At 58.3% G+C, this 19,141-nt stretch carries 15 protein-coding genes; 9 read left to right on the top strand and 6 right to left on the bottom strand.

Going from position 1 to position 19,141, the window contains the following annotated elements; all coding sequences use genetic code 11:
- Positions 1-17 precede the first annotated feature (17 nt).
- From infB to LKR43_RS08820, 7 genes are all read left to right on the top strand, one after another.
- Positions 18-2,963, top strand: a complete 2,946-nt coding sequence (infB, locus tag LKR43_RS08850; protein ID WP_227683695.1) for a translation initiation factor IF-2 — start codon at positions 18-20, stop codon at positions 2,961-2,963.
- A gap of 5 nt (positions 2,964-2,968) precedes the next feature.
- On the top strand, positions 2,969-3,379 hold the full coding sequence (gene rbfA / locus LKR43_RS08845; RefSeq protein WP_227683694.1) for a 30S ribosome-binding factor RbfA: 411 nt from the start codon (positions 2,969-2,971) through the stop codon (positions 3,377-3,379).
- A 32-nt stretch (positions 3,380-3,411) separates the two neighbouring features.
- A complete protein-coding gene (truB, locus tag LKR43_RS08840) occupies positions 3,412-4,167 on the top strand; it encodes a tRNA pseudouridine(55) synthase TruB (protein WP_227683693.1) in 756 nt (251 codons plus the stop codon).
- Positions 4,164-5,984, top strand: coding sequence for a translational GTPase TypA (gene typA / locus LKR43_RS08835; protein ID WP_227683692.1), 1,821 nt, complete (start codon positions 4,164-4,166; stop codon positions 5,982-5,984). Before truB ends, typA begins: the two co-directional genes overlap by 4 nt.
- A gap of 113 nt (positions 5,985-6,097) precedes the next feature.
- A complete protein-coding gene (locus LKR43_RS08830; protein WP_227683691.1) occupies positions 6,098-6,913 on the top strand; it encodes an IclR family transcriptional regulator in 816 nt (271 codons plus the stop codon).
- A gap of 46 nt (positions 6,914-6,959) precedes the next feature.
- Complete coding sequence (locus tag LKR43_RS08825; RefSeq protein ID WP_227683690.1) at positions 6,960-7,955, top strand: MoxR family ATPase; 996 nt, start codon at positions 6,960-6,962, stop codon at positions 7,953-7,955.
- Positions 7,956-7,970: 15 nt separating this feature from the next.
- Complete coding sequence (locus tag LKR43_RS08820) at positions 7,971-9,713, top strand: cobalt chelatase (protein ID WP_227683689.1); 1,743 nt, start codon at positions 7,971-7,973, stop codon at positions 9,711-9,713.
- Here LKR43_RS08820 and pta read toward each other — a convergent pair.
- Both pta and xsc read right to left on the bottom strand, forming a co-directional pair.
- Positions 9,703-10,713: a phosphate acetyltransferase gene (pta, locus tag LKR43_RS08815; RefSeq protein WP_227683688.1), complete on the bottom strand. Its 1,011-nt coding sequence runs from the start codon at positions 10,711-10,713 to the stop codon at positions 9,703-9,705. The two genes, LKR43_RS08820 and pta, sit on opposite strands and share 11 nt — an antisense overlap.
- A gap of 15 nt (positions 10,714-10,728) precedes the next feature.
- A complete protein-coding gene (gene xsc, locus LKR43_RS08810; RefSeq protein WP_227683687.1) occupies positions 10,729-12,522 on the bottom strand; it encodes a sulfoacetaldehyde acetyltransferase in 1,794 nt (597 codons plus the stop codon).
- Positions 12,523-12,791: 269 nt separating this feature from the next.
- On the opposite strand from xsc, the gene LKR43_RS08805 reads away from it, so the two are divergent.
- Both LKR43_RS08805 and LKR43_RS08800 read left to right on the top strand, forming a co-directional pair.
- Positions 12,792-13,184 (top strand): nuclear transport factor 2 family protein, encoded by a 393-nt coding sequence (locus LKR43_RS08805; RefSeq protein ID WP_227683686.1) that lies wholly within the window; start codon positions 12,792-12,794, stop codon positions 13,182-13,184.
- A gap of 75 nt (positions 13,185-13,259) precedes the next feature.
- A complete protein-coding gene (locus LKR43_RS08800; protein ID WP_227683685.1) occupies positions 13,260-14,669 on the top strand; it encodes an FAD-binding oxidoreductase in 1,410 nt (469 codons plus the stop codon).
- Between the two features lies 1 nt (position 14,670).
- Here LKR43_RS08800 and LKR43_RS08795 read toward each other — a convergent pair whose 3' ends face one another.
- The 4 genes from LKR43_RS08795 to tauA all read right to left on the bottom strand — a co-directional run bounded on the left by LKR43_RS08795 (position 14,671) and on the right by tauA (position 19,086).
- Positions 14,671-16,185 carry a PLP-dependent aminotransferase family protein gene (locus LKR43_RS08795; protein WP_227683684.1) on the bottom strand — a complete coding sequence of 505 codons (1,515 nt, stop codon included), beginning with the start codon at positions 16,183-16,185 and terminating at the stop codon, positions 14,671-14,673.
- Between the two features lie 142 nt (positions 16,186-16,327).
- Positions 16,328-17,155 (bottom strand): ABC transporter permease subunit, encoded by an 828-nt coding sequence (locus tag LKR43_RS08790; protein ID WP_227683683.1) that lies wholly within the window; start codon positions 17,153-17,155, stop codon positions 16,328-16,330.
- Positions 17,148-17,972 carry a taurine ABC transporter ATP-binding protein gene (locus tag LKR43_RS08785; RefSeq protein ID WP_227683682.1) on the bottom strand — a complete coding sequence of 275 codons (825 nt, stop codon included), beginning with the start codon at positions 17,970-17,972 and terminating at the stop codon, positions 17,148-17,150. Before LKR43_RS08785 ends, LKR43_RS08790 begins: the two co-directional genes overlap by 8 nt.
- A gap of 76 nt (positions 17,973-18,048) precedes the next feature.
- Positions 18,049-19,086, bottom strand: coding sequence for a taurine ABC transporter substrate-binding protein (gene tauA, locus LKR43_RS08780; protein ID WP_227683681.1), 1,038 nt, complete (start codon positions 19,084-19,086; stop codon positions 18,049-18,051).
- Positions 19,087-19,141: the final 55 nt, after the last annotated feature.

Below are 19,141 nucleotides of genomic sequence, written 5' to 3'. Positions count from 1 at the left end.
AAGCAAGAGAGAGTCGAATGCCGAGTAACACCGTCGCCCAGTTCGCTGTTGAACTGAAAATGCCATCGAACGTACTGCTGGAGCAGTTGCGTTCCGCTGGCGTTGAACTCAAGTCGGTTGACGATGCCGTCACTGACGCGGATAAGGCGAAGCTCCTTGAGTCGTTGCGTCGTGCCCATGGTGGGAACGAGGGCAAGAAGATCACCCTGACTCGTCGTCAGACTTCCGAGATTCGGCAGGCTGACGGCTCGGGGCGTTCGCGCACAATTCAAGTAGAGGTGAGAAAGAAACGTGTGTTCGTCAAGCGCGATCCCGCCGAGCTGATCAACGAGGCCGCCCGTGCCGAGGCCGCCGAAGCGGAACAGGATGCTGTCGCAGAGGCCGCCACGCCCGATACGCCTGTAGTCACGCCAGACAGCACGCCTGCAGCAGAAGTGCATGCGCCTGCCGATCAACAGGCTTCCGTCACCGAGTCCGAAGCATCGACGCCTCCTGCCAGTGCCGAGCCAGCCCCCGAGGCTGTCGAGCCGACGCCAGAGCCGACTGAACCTGGCGCTAAGGCTGAAGCCCAGCCCGAAGCACCAGTTGCCGCGGAGCCCGAGCAATCAGTCAAGCCCGAGCCCGTCGAGCCTGCTCCGGCCGCCGAAGAACCGGCTGCAGCACAGCCCGAGCCAGTTCCCGAGGCTCCTGCTGAAAAGCCGGCTGAGCCGGCAGTCGAACCCAAGGCCGAAGCTGACGCCGGCGAAACCACACCGGCAGCTGCCAAGCCAGAGGCACGTCCCGGCAAGGCAGCCTCCCGTCGTGCGCCGGCTGTCGATCCGGATCGCGAGCGTGCTCGTCGCGCAGCAGAAGCCGAGGCTGCAGCACTGCGCGAGATGCTCAGCCGTCCCCGCAAGGTTCTGAAAGCGCCCGAGCCCGAGGCAGGCAATCTGTCGGGTACCTTGCATAAGCCGGCCGGTTCCAAGGGCGCCAAGAAAGATGGCAAGCCCGGTGAGGTCAAGAAGGTTATCAAGGCAGCCGAAGTATCCTCTTCCTGGACCGACGACAGTGGTCGCAAGAAGCCTGCCGCTAAGGCTGATGCACCGCCTGCAGGTCCCAGCCGTGATGGCTGGCGTGCGGGTGGCAAGGCAGGCAAGGGCGGCAAAGGCAATGCCCGTGGCCGTGGTCGCAATGCCCAGCCAGAGCGCAAGGAAGTACAGCCGGTCGAGTTTATCGCCCGCGAAGTTCACGTGCCTGAAACCATTTCCGTGGCTGATCTTGCACACAAGATGTCCATCAAGGCCTCTGAGGTCATCAAGCACTTGATGAAGCTTGGTCAAATGGTCACGATCAACCAGGTGCTCGACCAGGAAACGGCCATGATCGTGGTCGAAGAACTGGGTCATACGGCTATTGCCGCCAAGCTCGACGATCCGGAAGCCTTCCTCGAAATAGCGGAAGGTCCGGAAGCCGAACTGCTGCCTCGCGCACCGGTGGTCACCGTCATGGGTCACGTAGACCACGGCAAGACATCGCTGCTCGACTATATCCGTCGCACCAAAGTGGCATCGGGCGAAGCGGGCGGTATTACCCAGCATATTGGTGCCTACAACGTCAAGACCGAGCGTGGCATGGTCACCTTCCTTGACACGCCCGGACACGAAGCTTTTACGGCCATGCGTGCTCGTGGTGCCCAGGCAACCGATATCGTGATTCTGGTTGTGGCCTCCGATGACGGCGTCATGCCGCAAACCAAAGAGGCCATCCATCACGCCAAGGCGGCGGGTGTGCCCCTGGTTGTCGCCATTACCAAAATAGACAAACCCGACGGCAATGCAGAGCGGGTCAAGCAGGAATTGCTCGCAGAAGAGGTCGTACCTGAAGAGTACGGCGGTGATGTTCCCTTCGTGGGCGTCTCGGCCAAAACAGGCGAAGGCATTGATTCCCTGCTGGAAAACGTATTGCTGCAAGCCGAAATCCTTGAGCTGACCGCACCGGTGGATGCGCCGGCCAAGGGTATCGTGGTCGAGGCGCGCCTCGACAAGGGTCGCGGTCCTGTTGCAACCATCCTGGTGCAAAGCGGTACGCTTAACCGTGGCGATGCGGTGCTCGCAGGAGCCAGCTTCGGCCGCGTTCGTGCCATGCTTAATGAAAACGGCAAGCCTGTGAACAGTGCTGGTCCTTCCATGCCGGTTGAAATCCAGGGCCTCACCGAGGTTCCGGCCGCCGGTGATGAAGTCATTGCCATGGCCGACGAGCGCAAGGCCCGTGAAATCGCCCTGTTCCGTCAAGGCAAGTTCCGCGACGTCAAACTGGCCCGTCAGCAGGCAGCCAAGCTTGAGTCCATGTTCGAGAATATCGGCGAAGGTGTACAAACGCTCGCGCTTATCATCAAGACCGATGTGCAGGGTTCCCAGGAAGCTCTGGTGCAGTCCCTGATCAAGCTGTCCACCGACGAGGTCCGGGTGCAGGTAGTGCACGCGGCTGTGGGTGGCATCTCGGAAAGCGACGTCAACCTGGCGATTGCTTCGCATGCCGTGGTCATAGGCTTTAACGTCCGTGCCGAGCAAAGTGCCAAGAAGCTGGCCGAGCACAACGATATCGATCTGCGTTACTACAACATCATTTACGATGCGGTAGATGACGTCCGCAACGCTCTGTCCGGCATGCTGGCTCCCGAGAAACGCGAGGAAGTCATTGGCATGGTCGAAATCCGCGAGGTCTACAACGTTTCGCGCGTGGGCAATATTGCGGGTTGTATGGTTACCGACGGGGTTGTGCGCCGCGATTCCCAGGTGCGTCTGCTGCGCAACCACGTTGTGCACTGGACAGGCCACATCGATTCGCTGCGTCGCTTCAAGGACGACGTCAAGGAAGTCAAGTCGGGCTTTGATTGCGGTATTACCCTCAAGAACAATAATGATATCGAAATCGGCGACCAGCTCGAGATCTTCGAAATCAAAGAAATTGCCCGGACACTGTAATCAATATGGGTCGTCACAAGTCCAAACCAAATCCGGGGCGCAACACCCGGCTGGCCGACCAGATCCAGAAGGATCTGGCCAGCTTGATTCAGCGCGAAATCGATGTGTCGCGCGCCGGACTCATCACCCTGACCTCTGTTGACCTGTCTGCCGATTACGCGCACGCCAAGGTGTATTTCAGTGTGCTGGGCGCCGAGCCCGAGGTCGCGACCGCAGCCCTGACCGAGAAAGCTGGCTGGCTGCATTCCCTGCTGTTCAAGCTGCTGCACATTCATACCGTGCCGACCTTGCGCTTCATCCACGATGATCAACTCGCGCGCGGCATAGAGCTGTCACAACTAATAGACCGGGCCAATCGCCCCCAGGTTGAACCTTTCAAGCCCTCGGAACCCGAGGACCCCGACGAACAGCCCTAAGAGGCTGTCGTTTTTTCATGGATTTATAAACGATGGCTTCCCGACGCGGGCAGTTGCTCGATGGTGTCCTGTTGCTGGACAAACCGGAAGGTTTGTCGAGTAATCACGCCTTGCAACGAGCCAAAAGAGCCCTGGATGCGCGCAAGGCCGGACATACCGGCACGCTGGATCCCTTTGCGACCGGACTGCTGGTTTGTTGTCTGGGCCGAGCGACCAAGATTTCAGGAAAAATGCTCGAGGCCGATAAGGGCTATGTAGCGACCTTGCGGCTCGGAGAGGAAACTGACTCAGGTGATCTGACCGGCAATATAGTCAGTCAGGCGCCTGCGGAATTCAAGGGCGTTACCCAGACAGAGTTTGAAAACGTATTGCCACAATTTCGTGGTGAAATAGAACAGATTCCGCCCATGTATTCAGCCTTGAAGCGTGATGGAAAGCCGTTGTACGAATACGCGCGTCAGGGTATTGAACTGGACCGGCCAGCCCGCAAGGTCACGATACATGACCTGACGCTGTTGCAGTTCAATGGTGTCGAAGCCGAGATTTCGGTCCAGTGCAGCAAGGGTACTTACATACGCACGCTGGCTCAGGATATCGGTCGCCAGCTTGGGTGCGGCGCACATCTTATTGCCTTGCGGCGTACCCGTGTAGGGCCTTTCAGGCTTGACGATGCCGTTGGGCTGGAAGCGTTGCAATCCATGGCAACGCCTCAAACTACTTTAATTGCTCTCGATGCCTTGCCCGCCGGCCTGTTGCCATCAAGCACCACACAAAAGGACGAACTATGAATCGCGCTCTGCGCAATGTGGCCATTATTGCCCACGTGGACCACGGCAAAACGACGCTGGTCGATCAATTGCTGCGCCAGTCAGGCACGTTTCGCGACAACCAGCAGGTTAGCGAGCGTGTCATGGATTCCGGCGATATCGAAAAGGAACGTGGGATCACCATCCTGGCCAAGAACTGCGCTGTGCAGTACGAAGGCACGCATATCAACATCATAGATACTCCGGGACACGCCGACTTTGGCGGCGAAGTGGAGCGGGTGTTGTCCATGGTCGACGGTGTGGTGCTGCTGGTCGACGCGGTTGAAGGCCCCATGCCCCAAACCCGTTTCGTCACGCGCAAGGCGTTGGCCCTGGGTCTGAAGCCCATTGTGGTCGTCAACAAGATCGACAGGCCTGGCGCACGTCCGGACTTTGCAATCAATGCCACGTTCGACCTGTTCGACAAGCTCGGTGCCACCGAAGAGCAGCTGGATTTCCCCATCATCTACGCTTCCGGTCTGTCGGGCTATGCCGGTCTGACCGAAGATGTGCGTGAAGGTGACATGCGTCCCTTGTTCGACACCATACTCAAGTATGTGCCCCAACGTGAAGACGATCCAGATGCGCCTCTGCAGATGCAGATCATTTCATTGGACTACAGCACTTATGTAGGCAAGATCGGTGTGGGCCGCATCAATCGCGGACGCTTGCGTGCCGCGCAGGACGTCGTGGTCAAGTTCGGCCCTGAAGGCCAGCCCATCAAGGGACGCGTCAATCAGGTGCTGAAGTTCAAAGGTCTGGATCGAGAGCAGGTCGAAGAAGCGCAAGCCGGCGATATCGTGCTGATCAACGGGATTGAAGAAATCGGCATAGGCTGCACCATCATGGATCCGGCCGCGCCCGAAGCTTTGCCCATGCTGCGCATCGACGAGCCCACCCTGACCATGAACTTCATGGTGAACACGTCGCCGCTGGCAGGCCGCGAAGGCAAGTTCGTGACCAGCCGCCAGCTGCGTGACCGCCTGGATCGCGAGCTGAAGTCCAACGTGGCACTGCGTGTGAACGACACCGACGACGATACCGTGTTCGAAGTTTGCGGTCGTGGTGAATTGCACCTGACCATTTTGCTGGAAAACATGCGTCGCGAAGGTTACGAGCTGGCCGTATCGCGTCCGCGTGTGATGTTCAAGGAAGAAAACGGCGTCAAGCTGGAACCCTACGAGCTGCTGACAGTTGACGTGGAAGACAGCCATCAGGGCGGCGTCATGGAAGAGCTGGGCCGACGTAAGGGGGATCTGCAGGACATGCAGGCGGACGGCCGTGGCCGTACCCGCCTGGAGTACCGTATTCCTGCGCGTGGCCTGATTGGTTTCCAAAGCGAATTCATGACACTGACCCGGGGCACAGGTCTGATGAGCCATATCTTCGACGACTACGCCCCCATGCGCGAAGGCGGGGTGGGTGAGCGTCGCAATGGTGTTCTGATCAGCCAGGACGAAGGCGCGGCAGTGGCTTACGCCTTGTGGAAGCTGCAGGACCGGGGCCGCATGTTTGTATCGCCCCAGGATCCGTTGTACGAAGGCATGGTCATAGGCATACACAGCCGCGACAATGACCTGGTGGTCAACCCCATCAAGGAAAAGAAGCTGACCAACATACGCTCTTCGGGTAAAGACGAACATATTGACCTGATACCTCCGGTACAGCTCACCCTGGAGTATGCCGTTGAATTCATTGCCGACGATGAATTGGTGGAAGTAACACCGAAGTCGATTCGTCTGCGCAAGCGTTATCTGCAAGAGCACGAGCGTCGCCGCGCCTCACGCGAAGCGAGCTAAGCACTTGACCCCTGGAAAAGCACTTGCCACGCGCAGGTGCTTTTTTTTGGATGACACTTCGCTAAAGTTCTAAAAAACGGTACAATTCATTCCTAATTTTAAAATATGAATTTATGACATTGGACCATCCAGTTACCATCGACGAACCCAAGATAGACGGCAACACGCCCACAATGCGCCTGTTTGCATTGCTTGAGGTCATCGCGCAGAAGAACCAGTATTTCTCTTTGCAAAGCCTGGTCGATGAGCTGGGGCTGCCTAAACCTACCCTGCACCGCATGCTGCAGCAACTTGAAGGCGCCGGCATGATCCAGCGTGATGGTGACGGGCGCCAGTACAGCACGGGCCAGCGCCTGCGCCGCATGGCCGAGAACCTCCTGCTGAATGACACAGTACACGGCGCCAGGCACTCGGTACTGCGCCAGTTGGTCGGAGAAGTCGGAGAAAGCTGCAATATCACGACCTGCTCGGGCAGCCAGGTTCTGTATCTGGACAGGGTGGAAACTCTGGCGCCATTGCGCTTCTACCTGCATCCCGGATCGCGTGTGCCGGTGCACTGTTCGGCCAGTGGCAAGCTGTTTCTGGCCCAGATGACGTCATCGCAACGCCGGCGCCTGCTGGCGCAGACCTCGCTTGAGCAGTACACCGAAAAGACACTGACGACCATGGATCAGGTCGAAGCGGAAATAGAGCGGGTACGGCGTGATGGCTACGCCTTCGACGATGAAGAGTTTCTGCCGGGCTTGTTTTGCGTCGCTGTGCTGGTACCGGCAGCCGACGGCAAGTCGAACATGGCGGTCGCCATGCAGGCGCCGATCATGCGCATGACTGCGGAAAAGTCGCTGCAATGTCTGCCTGCCCTGAACCGGGCAGCCGCCATACTGGCTGATATAGAAAGGGCCAATAGCGCCAACGAACACGAAGCCTGAGCCGCACAATGGCAGGCCAGGCTTGCTATCTAACCGAGGGATTTTTATGTCTCAAGCTCCGGTGGCCATGCCGCCCATGCACAATGTTTCTGTCAGGGATGTATTCGGTCTGGATTCAGACCTGATGGTGCCGGCCTTCATCGAGCGGGAAGAGCATGTTCCTGAAATCGATGATGTCTACCGTTTCAATCACGATGTCACGCTGGCGATTCTGGCCGGTTTTGCGCGTAACCGACGGGTTATGGTTCAGGGTCTGCATGGCACCGGTAAATCAACGCATATCGAGCAGATTGCCGCCAGGTTGAACTGGCCTTGTGTGCGAGTCAATCTGGACGGTCACATCAGCCGGCTGGATCTGGTCGGAAGGGATGCCATAGTGATACGCGATGGCGTGCAGGTGACCGAGTTCCAGGAAGGCATCGTGCCCTGGGCGCTGCAGCGACCGGTTGCGTTGATATTCGATGAATACGACGCCGGTCGCCCGGACGTCATGTTCGTCATCCAGCGCATACTCGAGCGCGACGGCAGCTTTACGCTGCTGGATCAGAATCGTGTCATACGCCCGCACGAGGGTTTCCGCCTGTTTGCAACCTCGAATACGATAGGGCTCGGTAATCTGAACGGCCTGTATCAGGGCACGCAGATGCTGAACCACGCACAGCTGGATCGCTGGAATATTGTGGCTACGCTGAATTATCTGGATCCTGCCGATGAAGCCGCGATTGTGCTGGCAAGAGTTCCCGAGCTGAATAATGAGCGCGGCAGGAAACTGCTGACCGCGATGGTGGGGGTTGCAAGCCTGACGCGCAAGGGGTTTGAGGCTGGCGACATTTCTACGCTTATGTCACCCCGTACGGTGATAACCTGGGCAGAGAATATTCAGATTTTCGGTGATGAACAAGTGGCCTTCCGTCTGTCATTCCTGAACAAGTGTGACGAGGCCGAGCGTGCCACGGTTGCCGAATATTATCAACGCTGTTTCGACCAGGATATGGCCGAATCCGGCGTGCATGCGGCGCCTCAGGCGCAGCCGCAAGCCTGATCGGGCTATCAGTTCATGACTGCCCGTGCGCCTGCCAATATGGCTGACAACGCCCAGCAGCGCGTCCGTGTCCAGCATAAGTCCGAGGCATTGTCGGCGGTTGCCCTGCGTGCGCTGACCGGGTGCACGCAATTGCACTTTGAAGGGGGCCACCTTTACGGTCCTCAGGGGCGCATTCCCGTTCATGCACCGCATCTGCAGCTGCAGCCTGGCGTCGATACGCTGCAGTCCTATCGGGGTGTTGCCGATGCGGTGGCCTTGCGTCTGCAGCTGTCAGATGCAGGGCTGCATGCCGATTTGATGCCGCAGGAGCCGGTTGAACGCATGGTGTTCGAATGGCTGGAGCAGTTGCGTGTGGAGTCGCTGGCGCCCGAAACCTTGCCAGGCTTGCGCCGTAACGTGATCCGGCGTTACCAGATCTGGTCTGAAGCTTTCCTGGACTCGGGCGCTACGGAAACCAGTCTGGGTATCTTGCTGTTTGCGCTCTCGCAGATTACCTGGAGCCGCCTGATGGCTCATGAGCTGCCCGGGCATGTCCAGGACTTGCTGGAGCCAACCCGCGCCGGGCTGGCTCCAGCCATCGGCACAGCCCTGGCCGGCCTGCGGCGCTACCGGAACGATCAGCGTCGCTACGCCGATTACGCGCTGCAGATCGCTCACGAGATGGCCCAGCGTGTGCAAAGCGAATACGAGGACTCACCGCAGACCAAAGCCGTGCGGCGCGGCAGCTTTACCCTTTCGCTGGATTTCGATCAGGACGAAGGCGAAGCCTATGCCGCGGCGCATGAAGGCGACAGTGCGGTCTTTGCGCAGGCGAAGGGGCGTTACCGTATCTTTACACAGCGCTACGATAAGGAGCTGGATGCAGCCGCACTGGTGCGTGCACCCCTGTTGCGCGAATATCGTGAAACATTGGACAAGCATGTGGCCGGGCAGGGTGTCAATGTGGCCCGTCTGACCCGTGCATTGCGCGTGGTGCTGGCACGGTCACAGCGCGATGGCTGGCTCTTCGGCCAGGAAGAAGGGGTAATAGACGGCAGGCGCCTGGCGCAGCTGATCAGTTCCCCGGCCGAGCGACGTCTGTTTCGGCAGGATCAATACATTCCGGTGATAGACTGTGCAATCAGTTTCCTGATTGACTGCTCAGGGTCCATGAGGCAATACAGCACCAGTCTGACCCTGATGATGGACATCTTGATGCGTGCCCTTGGGCAGGCAGGCGTTGCCACCGAGGTGCTGGGATTCACCACGATGTCCTGGAATGGCGGTCGCGCCCGCAAAGACTGGTTTGCAGCCGGCAAGCCGGACGCACCGGGCCGTCTGAACGAAACTTGCCATCTGGTTTTCAAGGATGTTGATACGTCCTGGCGACGGGGCAGGGCTCAAATCGTGGCAATGATGAAGCCCGATTTGTACAGGGAAGGTGTGGACGGCGAGGCAGTGCAGTGGGCCAGCCGGCGATTGATGGCCACCGACAGGCGGCGGCGCATATTGATGGTGGTGTCCGATGGCTCGCCGATGGACAGCGCGACCAATCTGGCCAACGATGAGTTCTACCTGGACAACCACTTGAAATCAGTGGTGCGGCAGATAACCCAGACCCAGCCCGTGGAAATCCTGGGACTGGGCGTTGGGCTGGATCTCAGCCCTTATTATCCTCGTTCCCTGCCCATGGATCTGACCCAGGGTCTGGACAATGCTGTGTTCGATGAGTTGCTGATGCTGCTGGCGGGTCGTGAGCCAGGCTTCAGGCAGTAGCGCTCAGCGCCTGGGCCTGCACCCCGGTAACGGCAATCACGTTATAGACATCGTTGGCGCTGCAACCTCTGGAAAGATCGTTGGCCGGTTTGTTCAAGCCTTGCAGCAAGGGGCCGATGGCAGTTGCTTCGCCCAGCCTTTCCGTAAGCTTGTAGGCAATATTGGCGGCATCCAGGTTGGGGAAAATCAGCACATTGGCCTGACCCGCTACGGCTGAGCCCGGCGTCTTGCTCAGGGCAACCTGGGGCACAATCGCGGCATCGAGCTGTACGTCGCCTTCTATGGCCAGTTGCGGCCGCTGGCTTTTGACCCGCTCTGTGGCACGACGTACTTTTTCCACGTTCTGGTGCTTGGCGCTGCCACGGGTCGAAAAAGACAACATGGCAACTTTGGGTTCGTCATTGAGCAAAGCGTGGGCACTGTCGGTCGCGGCCAACGCAATGTCAGACAGTTCTTCTTCTGTGGGGTCAATGACCAGGCCGCAATCGGAAAATATCATGGCCTGGGTAGTGGTATGAAATGGACGCTCGCGCAGCATGAGAAAGAAGCTGGATACCAGCCGGGTTTCTGGTCGGGTGCCAACTATCTGGATAGCGTTGCGCACGACATCGGCCGTTGTATGCACGGCTCCTGCAACCGAACCATCTGCCAGCCCCTGACGCAGCATGAGCGTTGCAAAGACCAGAGGCTGCCTGACGGCAACCTCTGCCTGTTCCGGTGTCATGCCGCGCTTCCGGCGCAGTTCCAGCAGCGCCTGCTGCAACTGCTCCGAAAGCACGGATTGTGTCGGGTCGACGATCTCCATGCCGTTCAGGCTGATGTCATGCATTTGGCCGGCAGCGGTGATTTTCGACAGCTCGCCCACAAGAATGATGTGGGCGATGCCGTCGTCGGTGGCCCGCCGGGCAGCGTGCAGTACACGCGGATCTTCCGCCTCGCACAGTACTATGCGTTTTGGCGTGGCGCGTGCCCTGGCAATAATACTTTCCAGCAGGCTCATGGCCGACTCCCGGGCTCAGACGTAGTCTTTGTACTTGTCCAGGAAGCGTACTGGCTTGGACAAGGCATCACGACGGAAGGGGTCGCCCAGTTCGCGAGTGCACATGATCTCGACAATGGTGGTCTTGCCTTCGTTCATTTGCATGTCCACGGCTTTCTTCAGGGCCGGGCCGACATCTTCCAGTTTGTCGACCACGATGCCTTCGGCACCCATGGCCTTGGCGATGCCCGCAAAGCTTTGGTTATCGAGTTCACCGGCAACGAAACGACGGTTGTAGAAGTCCACCTGGTTCTTCTTCTCGGCGCCCCACTGACGGTTGTGGAATACCACGGCCGTGACGGGAATGTCATGGCGTACGCAGGTCATGATTTCCGACATGCTCATGCCCCAGGCGCCGTCGCCGGCGTAGGAAATGGCGGGGCGATGAGGTGCTGCCACTTTGGCGCCAATGATGGTGGGCAAGGCGTAGCCGCAGTTGCCCCAGCTCATGGGAGCGAAGAAGCTGCGTGGCTTTTCGAAGCGCAGGTAGCTGTTTGCCACCGAGTTGATATTGCCGATGTCAGTCGAAACCATAACGTCTTCGGGCATGGCTTTTTCCAGCTCACGCAGGACCTGACGCGGATGCAGATAATTGCCTTCGCTCTTTTGCTCTTCGATCATGTCCAGGCTGAAAGAGTCGCGCTCGTGGGTCCATTCGTCGAGCTCTTTTTCCCAGGCAGCTTTTTCTGCCTGAATCTTGCCGGCACGTTCGTCTTTGCTTGCATCGCAGGCCAGCGTCTTGCCTTCCAGACGCTGTTGCAGGGCGACCGCTGCAGCCTTGGCGTCGCCGCAAATGCCAACTGTAATTTTCTTGACCAGGCCCAGCATCTTGTTGTCGGCGTCGATCTGGATGATCTTGGCGTCTTTGGGCCAGTAGTCCATGCCGTGCTGGGGCAGTGTGCCGAATGGTCCAAGGCGGGTTCCCAGGGCAACGACGACGTCGGCCTGTGAAATCAGCTTCATGGCTGCCTTGGAGCCCTGGTAGCCCAGAGGGCCGCACCATAATGGGTGGCTGGCCGGGAAGGAGTCGTTGTGCAGGTAGCTGTTCACGACGGGTGCGCCCAGTCGCTCGGCCAGGGCCTTGCATTCTTCAACAGCGTCGGCCATAACGACACCGCCGCCCGAGATGATGACGGGGAACTTGGCGGTAGCCAGCAATTCAGCTGCTTCGTTCAGGGTGCGTTCGCCACCTGCGCCACGGTCCAGACGCTGGGGTTTGGGGATTTCCGCCTTGATTTCACCGTAGAAATAGTCGCGCGGAATGTTCAGCTGTGTGGGGCCCATCTCGGACAGTGCCCGGTCGAAACAGCGCGCTGTGTACTCGGCCATGCGGGCAGGGTGGGTGACGTGGCCCTGGTATTTGGTGAACTCCTGGAACATGGGCAGTTGATTGCCTTCCTGGAAGCCGCCGAGGCCTATGCCCATGGTGCCGGCTTCAGGCGTGACGATAACCACCGGCGAGTGCGCCCAGTAGGCGGCGGCAATGGCGGTTACGCAGTTGCTGATGCCGGGGCCGTTCTGGCCGATCACCACACCGTGGCGGCCGCTGACGCGGGCATAGCCGTCGGCCATGTGACCGGCGCCTTGTTCGTGAACCACGGGAATCAGACGGATACCGGCGGGGGCGAAGATGTCCATGGCATCCATGAAGGCTGAGCCCATGATGCCGAACATTTCGGTCACGCCATTGGCGACCAGTGTTTCCACAAAGGCTTCAGAGGGTGTCATTTTCTGAACACCAGCGACCGGAGTATTGGATTGGGTAGACATAGCGGCTTTCCTAAATTAACAAATAATGAAATGAATCATTCCGAATTATGGTTATTAGGCACAAGTCTATCTTGCAAAAATAAAAAGTCAATGAAAAATCCGGTTTTTGGAATAAATAGTCTCGTTCATGGGGTTTTTCCGAACTGGCTCATGCGAAACGTCCTGACTGGCTCTAGACCGTCAGGGTGCTATCTCATACCTTGTTGTCATGTCACCAAGCTGGCGCCTGGAGCGCCAATACAACACCCATTACAACAGGAGAAAACCGAATGTCCAATGAGCAACTGATCCAGACCATCAAGGCCTTCGGTGATGCATGGAATCGTCACGATATCGACGCCCTGATGGAGTTCATGCATGAAGACTGCGTATTTGAAGCGGTGGCAGGCCCCGATGCATGCGGTGCGCGGCACCAGGGGCAAGAGGCCGTGCGCAAGGCCTTCGAGGCTGCCTGGCTCACGATACCCGATGCACAATGGCTGAACGCCAAATGCTGGGGCAGCGGTGACCAGGGCGTTATGGAATCCACTTTTACCGGTACCGCAGCCGATGGTTCGCGTATCGAAGCCAATATGGTTGACCTGCTCGTATTTCGCGATGGAAAAATCGTCCTCAAGAATGCGTTCCGTAAAAATCGTCCACATTTGCCAGCCAAGGCTTGATGCCTGGTTATCGAGGCCCCGCAGGGCGCAATTCCCGCGTGCTGTTCAGGCCTCTTTGCTTATCTCGGAGTCATAATGGCATCCCTTCCAGCAGTTGGCGATCCTTCGCCTGAGGCGTCTTTCAAGGAAAACGCCTACGACCCTCTCTACGATCCGCTGGTCAGTAAATCCGGCCACGGGCAGGCGTATGCGCCAACCTATTGGGTTGCAACGGCAGGTCCACCTCCCGAGGATGACGGGCCGGTCACACAAGATTTCGATGCGGATGTGGTCGTTATCGGCTCGGGGTTCACGGGTCTGGTCACTGCGCTGAACCTGGCTCAGGAGCACGGTGTGAAGGCGGTTGTACTCGAAGCCAACCGCGCAGTCTGGGGCTGCACCAGCCGCAACGGCGGCCAGGGCCAGAATGCCTCGGGTCGGCTGTATCGCTCACAATGGATACAGCGCTGGGGCCTGGACGTAGCCAAACGGCTCGATGCAGAAATACATGAAGGGTTCGATTACTGGCGCAGCCTGGTCGACACCATAGATTGCGATGCACAGCCGGGTGGACACCTGTATGTTGCGCACAGACAGAAGAAAATGGCCTTCCTCGAAAATGAGTGCCGTGTCATGAAGGATGTGTTTGGCTACGACACTCGCATGCTCAGCCGTGAGGAACTGTTCGAACGCTATGCCGCTGACCAGGAAGCAGCCGGAGCCCTGCACGAGCCCGACGGGGTCGGGGTGCATCCGCTCAAGCTGGCTTTCGGATACATACGCAAGGCGCGTGCCCTGGGTGTAAGGATTCATCCGGCCAGTCCTGTGATGGGCTGGGAGACCGTCAATGGCGTTCATCATCTGCGTACGCCGGGCGGCATCGTGCGGGCCAGACGGGTGGCCGTGGCAACGGGCGGGTATACCGCCCAGGGCATGCACAAGTCGCTCAACAGCAAGATCATGCCCATCCTGTCAAACTCCATGGTAACGCGGGTCCTGACTCCCGAGGAAAGGGCCGAGGCCGGGCTGAAAAGCACTACCTTCATCACCGATACGCGCACCTTGCGGTTTTACTATCGGTTGCTGCCTGATGGCTCCATGCAGATAGGCAGCCGCAGCGCATTGACTGGTGCCGATGCCTGCAATCCCCGCCACCTGAACTTGCTCAAAGAAGGACTATGGCGCAAGTTTCCAAGCTTGCGTGATATTCCAATAGCCTATTCCTGGTGGGGTTGGGTTGATGTCAGCCACGACATGATGCCCCGGATCACACAGCCCGACCCTTCAGAGCAGGTGTTCTATTCGGTCGGTTATGGTGGCAATGGAGTGTCGTTTTCAGCCCATGCGGGGCGCCGGCTGGCCGAGCGTGTGGTGGGCAAGGAAGGCAAGCACTGGGATCTGCCGATTTACAGTTCGCCGCTGCCTGGCCACCTTTTTGCACCATTCCGGCGAATGGGGCAGGCCATGCTGTACAAATATTATTACTTGCGCGACGAAAAATTCTGATTCAAGTGTTTTTCAAGACGTGGTACACCGCCGCCAGTCGCTCGATGCCGGCGGGAATGCGTTCCTTGTCTATCGAGGCAAAGCCCAGACGCAGATAGTTGTTGTTGCCTGGGCCGGGCCGATGATAGAAAACATGGCCGGGCTCGATCACCACGCCTTCCTGAAGCGCCAGGTTGGCCAGCTCCTGCGTGTCTGTTCCCGGGGGGGCCTTGAGCCAGCACGATGAGCCACCGCTGATGGGCACGAGTTCAAATTCGGGTAAAAAAGTGCTGATCGCCTCAGTCAGTGCTTGCGCGCGTTGGGCATATAGATGCGACAGCCGCCTTAGCAGCGAATGGTAGTGTCCCAGCGAGATGAACAGCGAAAATGCCCTTTGTATATACGCTGAAGGATGACGCAGCATCAGGCGGCGCAGGGCACGCAGCTCGTGCGCCAGTTCCTGGGGCGCAACAATGTAGCCGATACGCAAACCGGGCGCGAAGCTTTTTGAAAGGCTGCCAACGTAAATGACACGGCCGTGCTTGTCCAGGCTTTTCAGCGCCGGTGTCGGGTTGCTGTCATAGCGGTTTTCGGTTTCGTAGTCGTCTTCGATAATGATGGTGTCTGACTTGGCAGCCAGTTCAAGCAGTGTCTTGCGCCGCTCGAGCGGCATGGTGACGCTGGTGGGGCAATGATGGCTGGGCGTGACGAAAACATAGTCGCACTCTTTGATGGCGGGGGTGATGCGCAGCCCCTCGTCATCGACTGCCAGGGGCATCAGTCTTTCCGTGCGGCGAGTAAAGGTATTGCGCGCGTCGGGATAGCCCGGGTCCTCCATGCCAACTACGGTGTGGTTGTGCATGAGCAGGTCGGTCAGCAGGTAAAGGGCATGCTGCGCACCGACGGTAATCACAATCTCTTCCTTGTCGGCCCACACGCCGCGCCGCGGCAGAACCTGGCTGCGTATCTCTTCGATCAATGCCGGATCATCGTTGGTGATAAGGTCTGGCGCCCAGCTGCGGATGTCCAGTACCGAGAGCGCACGGGTACAGCATTCGCGCCATTCAGCCGTGGGAAACTGGCTTGCGTCGAACTGGGCGTAGACAAAAGGGTAGGGCTGACTTTGCCAGCTCTCGGGTTTGACGATGTTGCGCTGGCGCGATGGATGAAAGACCACCCTCTGGTCCCAGCTGACTTTGGGATAGCCGGCGTCATCAATGACATCGGGACGCTGTTCGCCCACATGGCTGTCAAGCACGTCGTCGGCGACGAAGTGCCCGCTGCGCTCTCGCGAGACCAGATAACCTTCGGATACCAGTTGCTGATAGGCGAACACTACGGTGTTGCGGGCAATGCCCAGACTGTCGGCAAGCAGACGACTGGAGGGAACAGGAGCCCCTGCGGGCAGGTGGCCCGACAATATGGCCGAGACCAGCATCTGGCGTATGCGCCCTTGCAGGCTGAGGCTGGAATCACCAACACGTTCAAAAAGGGTCGGCCATAAAACGGCCGAGCTTGCGGGGGCGGGCGAGTGCATCTTGCTTATGTTCCGTAGGGCGATGTACTACTCTGCTGCGGTGTGCATCGCACCGCAGCAGAGCCTGCTGTTATGGGAACATAGTGTAGTTGGGCAATCGCTTAATAACAATGCGACGGCCCGATCAGGCTGGCTTGCCGGGTTATACCTTGCCCTTCCAGGGGATGAGCATTTTTTCCAGGTGTCGCAGCAGCAAGTCGAATATCAGGGCAAAGAAGCCAATTACCAGAATGCCCATGATGACGACGTCACTGGCCAGGTATTGGGCGGCGTTGAGCACCATAAAGCCCAGCCCACGCGATGAGGCGACCATTTCCGCGGCCACCAGCGTGGTCCAGCCTACGCCGATGCCAATGCGCATTCCGGTAAATATTTCCGGTAACGCAGCCTTGAGGATGACGTGAGTAATAATCTGGCGACTGGACGCACCCATGGCATAAGCGGCATGGATCTGCTCGATGGAGACCGATTTGACGCCGGCCCGAGCCGCAATGGCCATAGGAGCAAAAATCGCCAGGAAGATCAGGAACACCTTGGGGAACTCGCCGATGCCAAACCAGATGATGACCAATGGCAGATAGGCCAGGGGAGGCAGGGGGCGATAGAACTCGATGATAGGGTCAAAAACACCACGTGCCAGGCGGTTCACGCCCATGAGCACGCCGATGGGCACGGCGGTAACCAGTGCCAGCAGGAATGCGCCCATGACACGTCCCAGACTGGCAGCGGTATGCTGGTACAGCGTGGAGTTGGCCACGCCATAGGTAACGGCTTCGATGAACTTGTCGTAGACGGCGAATGGTGACGGCAGAAATATGGGCTTGATCAAGCCCAGGCTGGTGACCAGGAACCATAGTGCAATAAGGGTTGCGGCGGTCACCATACTGATGAAACCGCTATAGCCTGCACCAGGTGCACCGTATACTTTGCCCGGCGTAGCCGGTTTGCCCAGGAATAACTTGTTAGCCATGCATTACTTCCGGTTCGCCGGCTTCGCGTTCGTCGCCGTAGATGATTCCCAGTATGGTTTCGCGCATCTCGATGAAGTCTTTGCTGGACTTGATCGCGCGGGCATCTCTGGATTCCAGGAATCGCTTATTGAAATCGAGTTCGTAGGTGTTGGTGATGCGGCCGGGACGGGGTGACATGACGATCAGCCGTGATCCCAGAAAAAGCGCTTCTTCGACACTGTGCGTGATGAAGAAAAACATTTTGTGCGTGTGTTGCCAGACGTCGAGCAGCAGTTCCTGTATGGTTTCCCGCGTCAGGGCGTCAAGGGCTGCCATGGGTTCGTCCATGAGCAGCATGGCGGGATCGCATGTTAGTGCACGGGCGATCCCTACACGTTGTTGCATCCCCCCGGACAATTGATAGATCATGTGCTGGTGAAAGTCTTGCAGGCCGACCAGTTCCAGGTTTCGGGCTGCCACGGCACGGCGCCGGTTCTTGTCGACGCCTTGCAGCTTCAACCCGAACTCGGTGTTCTCCATGACGTTCAGCCAGGGCAGCAGGGCATGCTTCTGGAAAACCACACCGCGATCGGAGCCAGGTCCTACGATAGGCTTGTCGCCGAGCAGCAACTCACCTTTGGTGGGGGAAAGAAACCCTGCAAGCAGATTCAGCAAAGTAGTCTTGCCGCAACCGGATGCCCCCAGTGCGACAACAAAGTCGCCCGGATTGATATCCAGATTCACGTCTTTCAGGGCAACGACCGAACCACCATGCTGCAAGGCGGGATAGGTGACGTTGACCCCACGGACGCTAAGACTGCCTATGGGTGATGTCATGCTGGGGCTCCTTGGTACAAATGCCAAGCAGTGCGCCGTTAAGACGCACTGCAACGGCGGGTCGGACGTACTGTGCTTACTTGGCTACGGCCTCGGCGTAAGAAGCATTGACGAAAGGCGTGTAGTCAGCAAGTGGCTTGTCGATCTGGCGCTGGTCCTTCAGGAAGTCGGCGCTGGCGCTGAATGCCTTGGCAGCACCACTGTCTTTGCCACCGCTCAGCCAGGCATTTGAGGCCTGTTCCTTGGCATCGGGGAACAGAAGCAGGCTGAGTGCAGCCAGAATATCTTCGGGTTTGCCGCCTATCATCTTGACGATACCCTTGATCTCGGGCGAGTCGGCGGTCAGCTTGCCGCTGTTGGCGTTATAGTCGGCATAGGCCTTGGCCAGCACCTTGGTAAAGGCAGCCATGAACTTGGGGTTCTTTGCGGCCCAGTCCTTGTCGGCGACGATGCCGTCAAAGGTGGGTACGCTTTGTTTGCCGATTTGTTCGGAGTCGGCAATGTTCTTGCCGGTTTTCTGAATTTCCGTCAGGGCAGGCGGCCATACATAGGCGGCATCCAGATCGCCACGCTGCCAGGCTGCGACGATTTGCGGCGGCTGCATGTTCAGGATGTTGACCTTGCGGGGGTCGAGCTTCCAGACTTTGTCCATGCCGACCAGCAAATGAAAGTGCGCCGTAGATACAAAGGGTACACCTACCTTTTTGCCGATCAGATCTTCAGGCTTTTCTATGCCAGAGCCGTTACGGGCAACCAGCGCTTCCGATTTGCCAATGTTGTCCAGAATCCAGAACAGCTCCATATCGACGCCGCGAGTCACGGCCGCCGTAATGCCTGTCGAGCCCAGTACACCGATGGGAACGTCGCGGGAGGCAAATGCGCTCGAGATGTCGCCGGCAGAGCTGAACTGGCGCCAGTCTATCTTGTAGCCGGCCTCGGCTGCAGCTTTGTCGAAGCTGCCATCGGCAATGGCACTGACGAATGGACCTACAATTTGTTGATAGCCGACTACAACTTTGGTCTGGGCGTGGGCGGCGACGGATCCAAGACCGAATGCGGCGGAGGTGATACCAAGCAGGGCGACTTTACGTGCACGTCTAAACAGGGAATCCATGGTTATCTCCAGTAAGGTGGCAGGACAGCGTTTATAGATTGAATCATTTGTGTCT

It is taken from the genome of Pusillimonas sp. MFBS29, assembly GCF_020687695.1.
Lineage (GTDB): Bacteria > Pseudomonadota > Gammaproteobacteria > Burkholderiales > Burkholderiaceae_B > Pusillimonas_C.
Note: the sequence above shows the minus strand (reverse complement) of the source record. Positions and strands in the feature narration are given on the sequence as shown.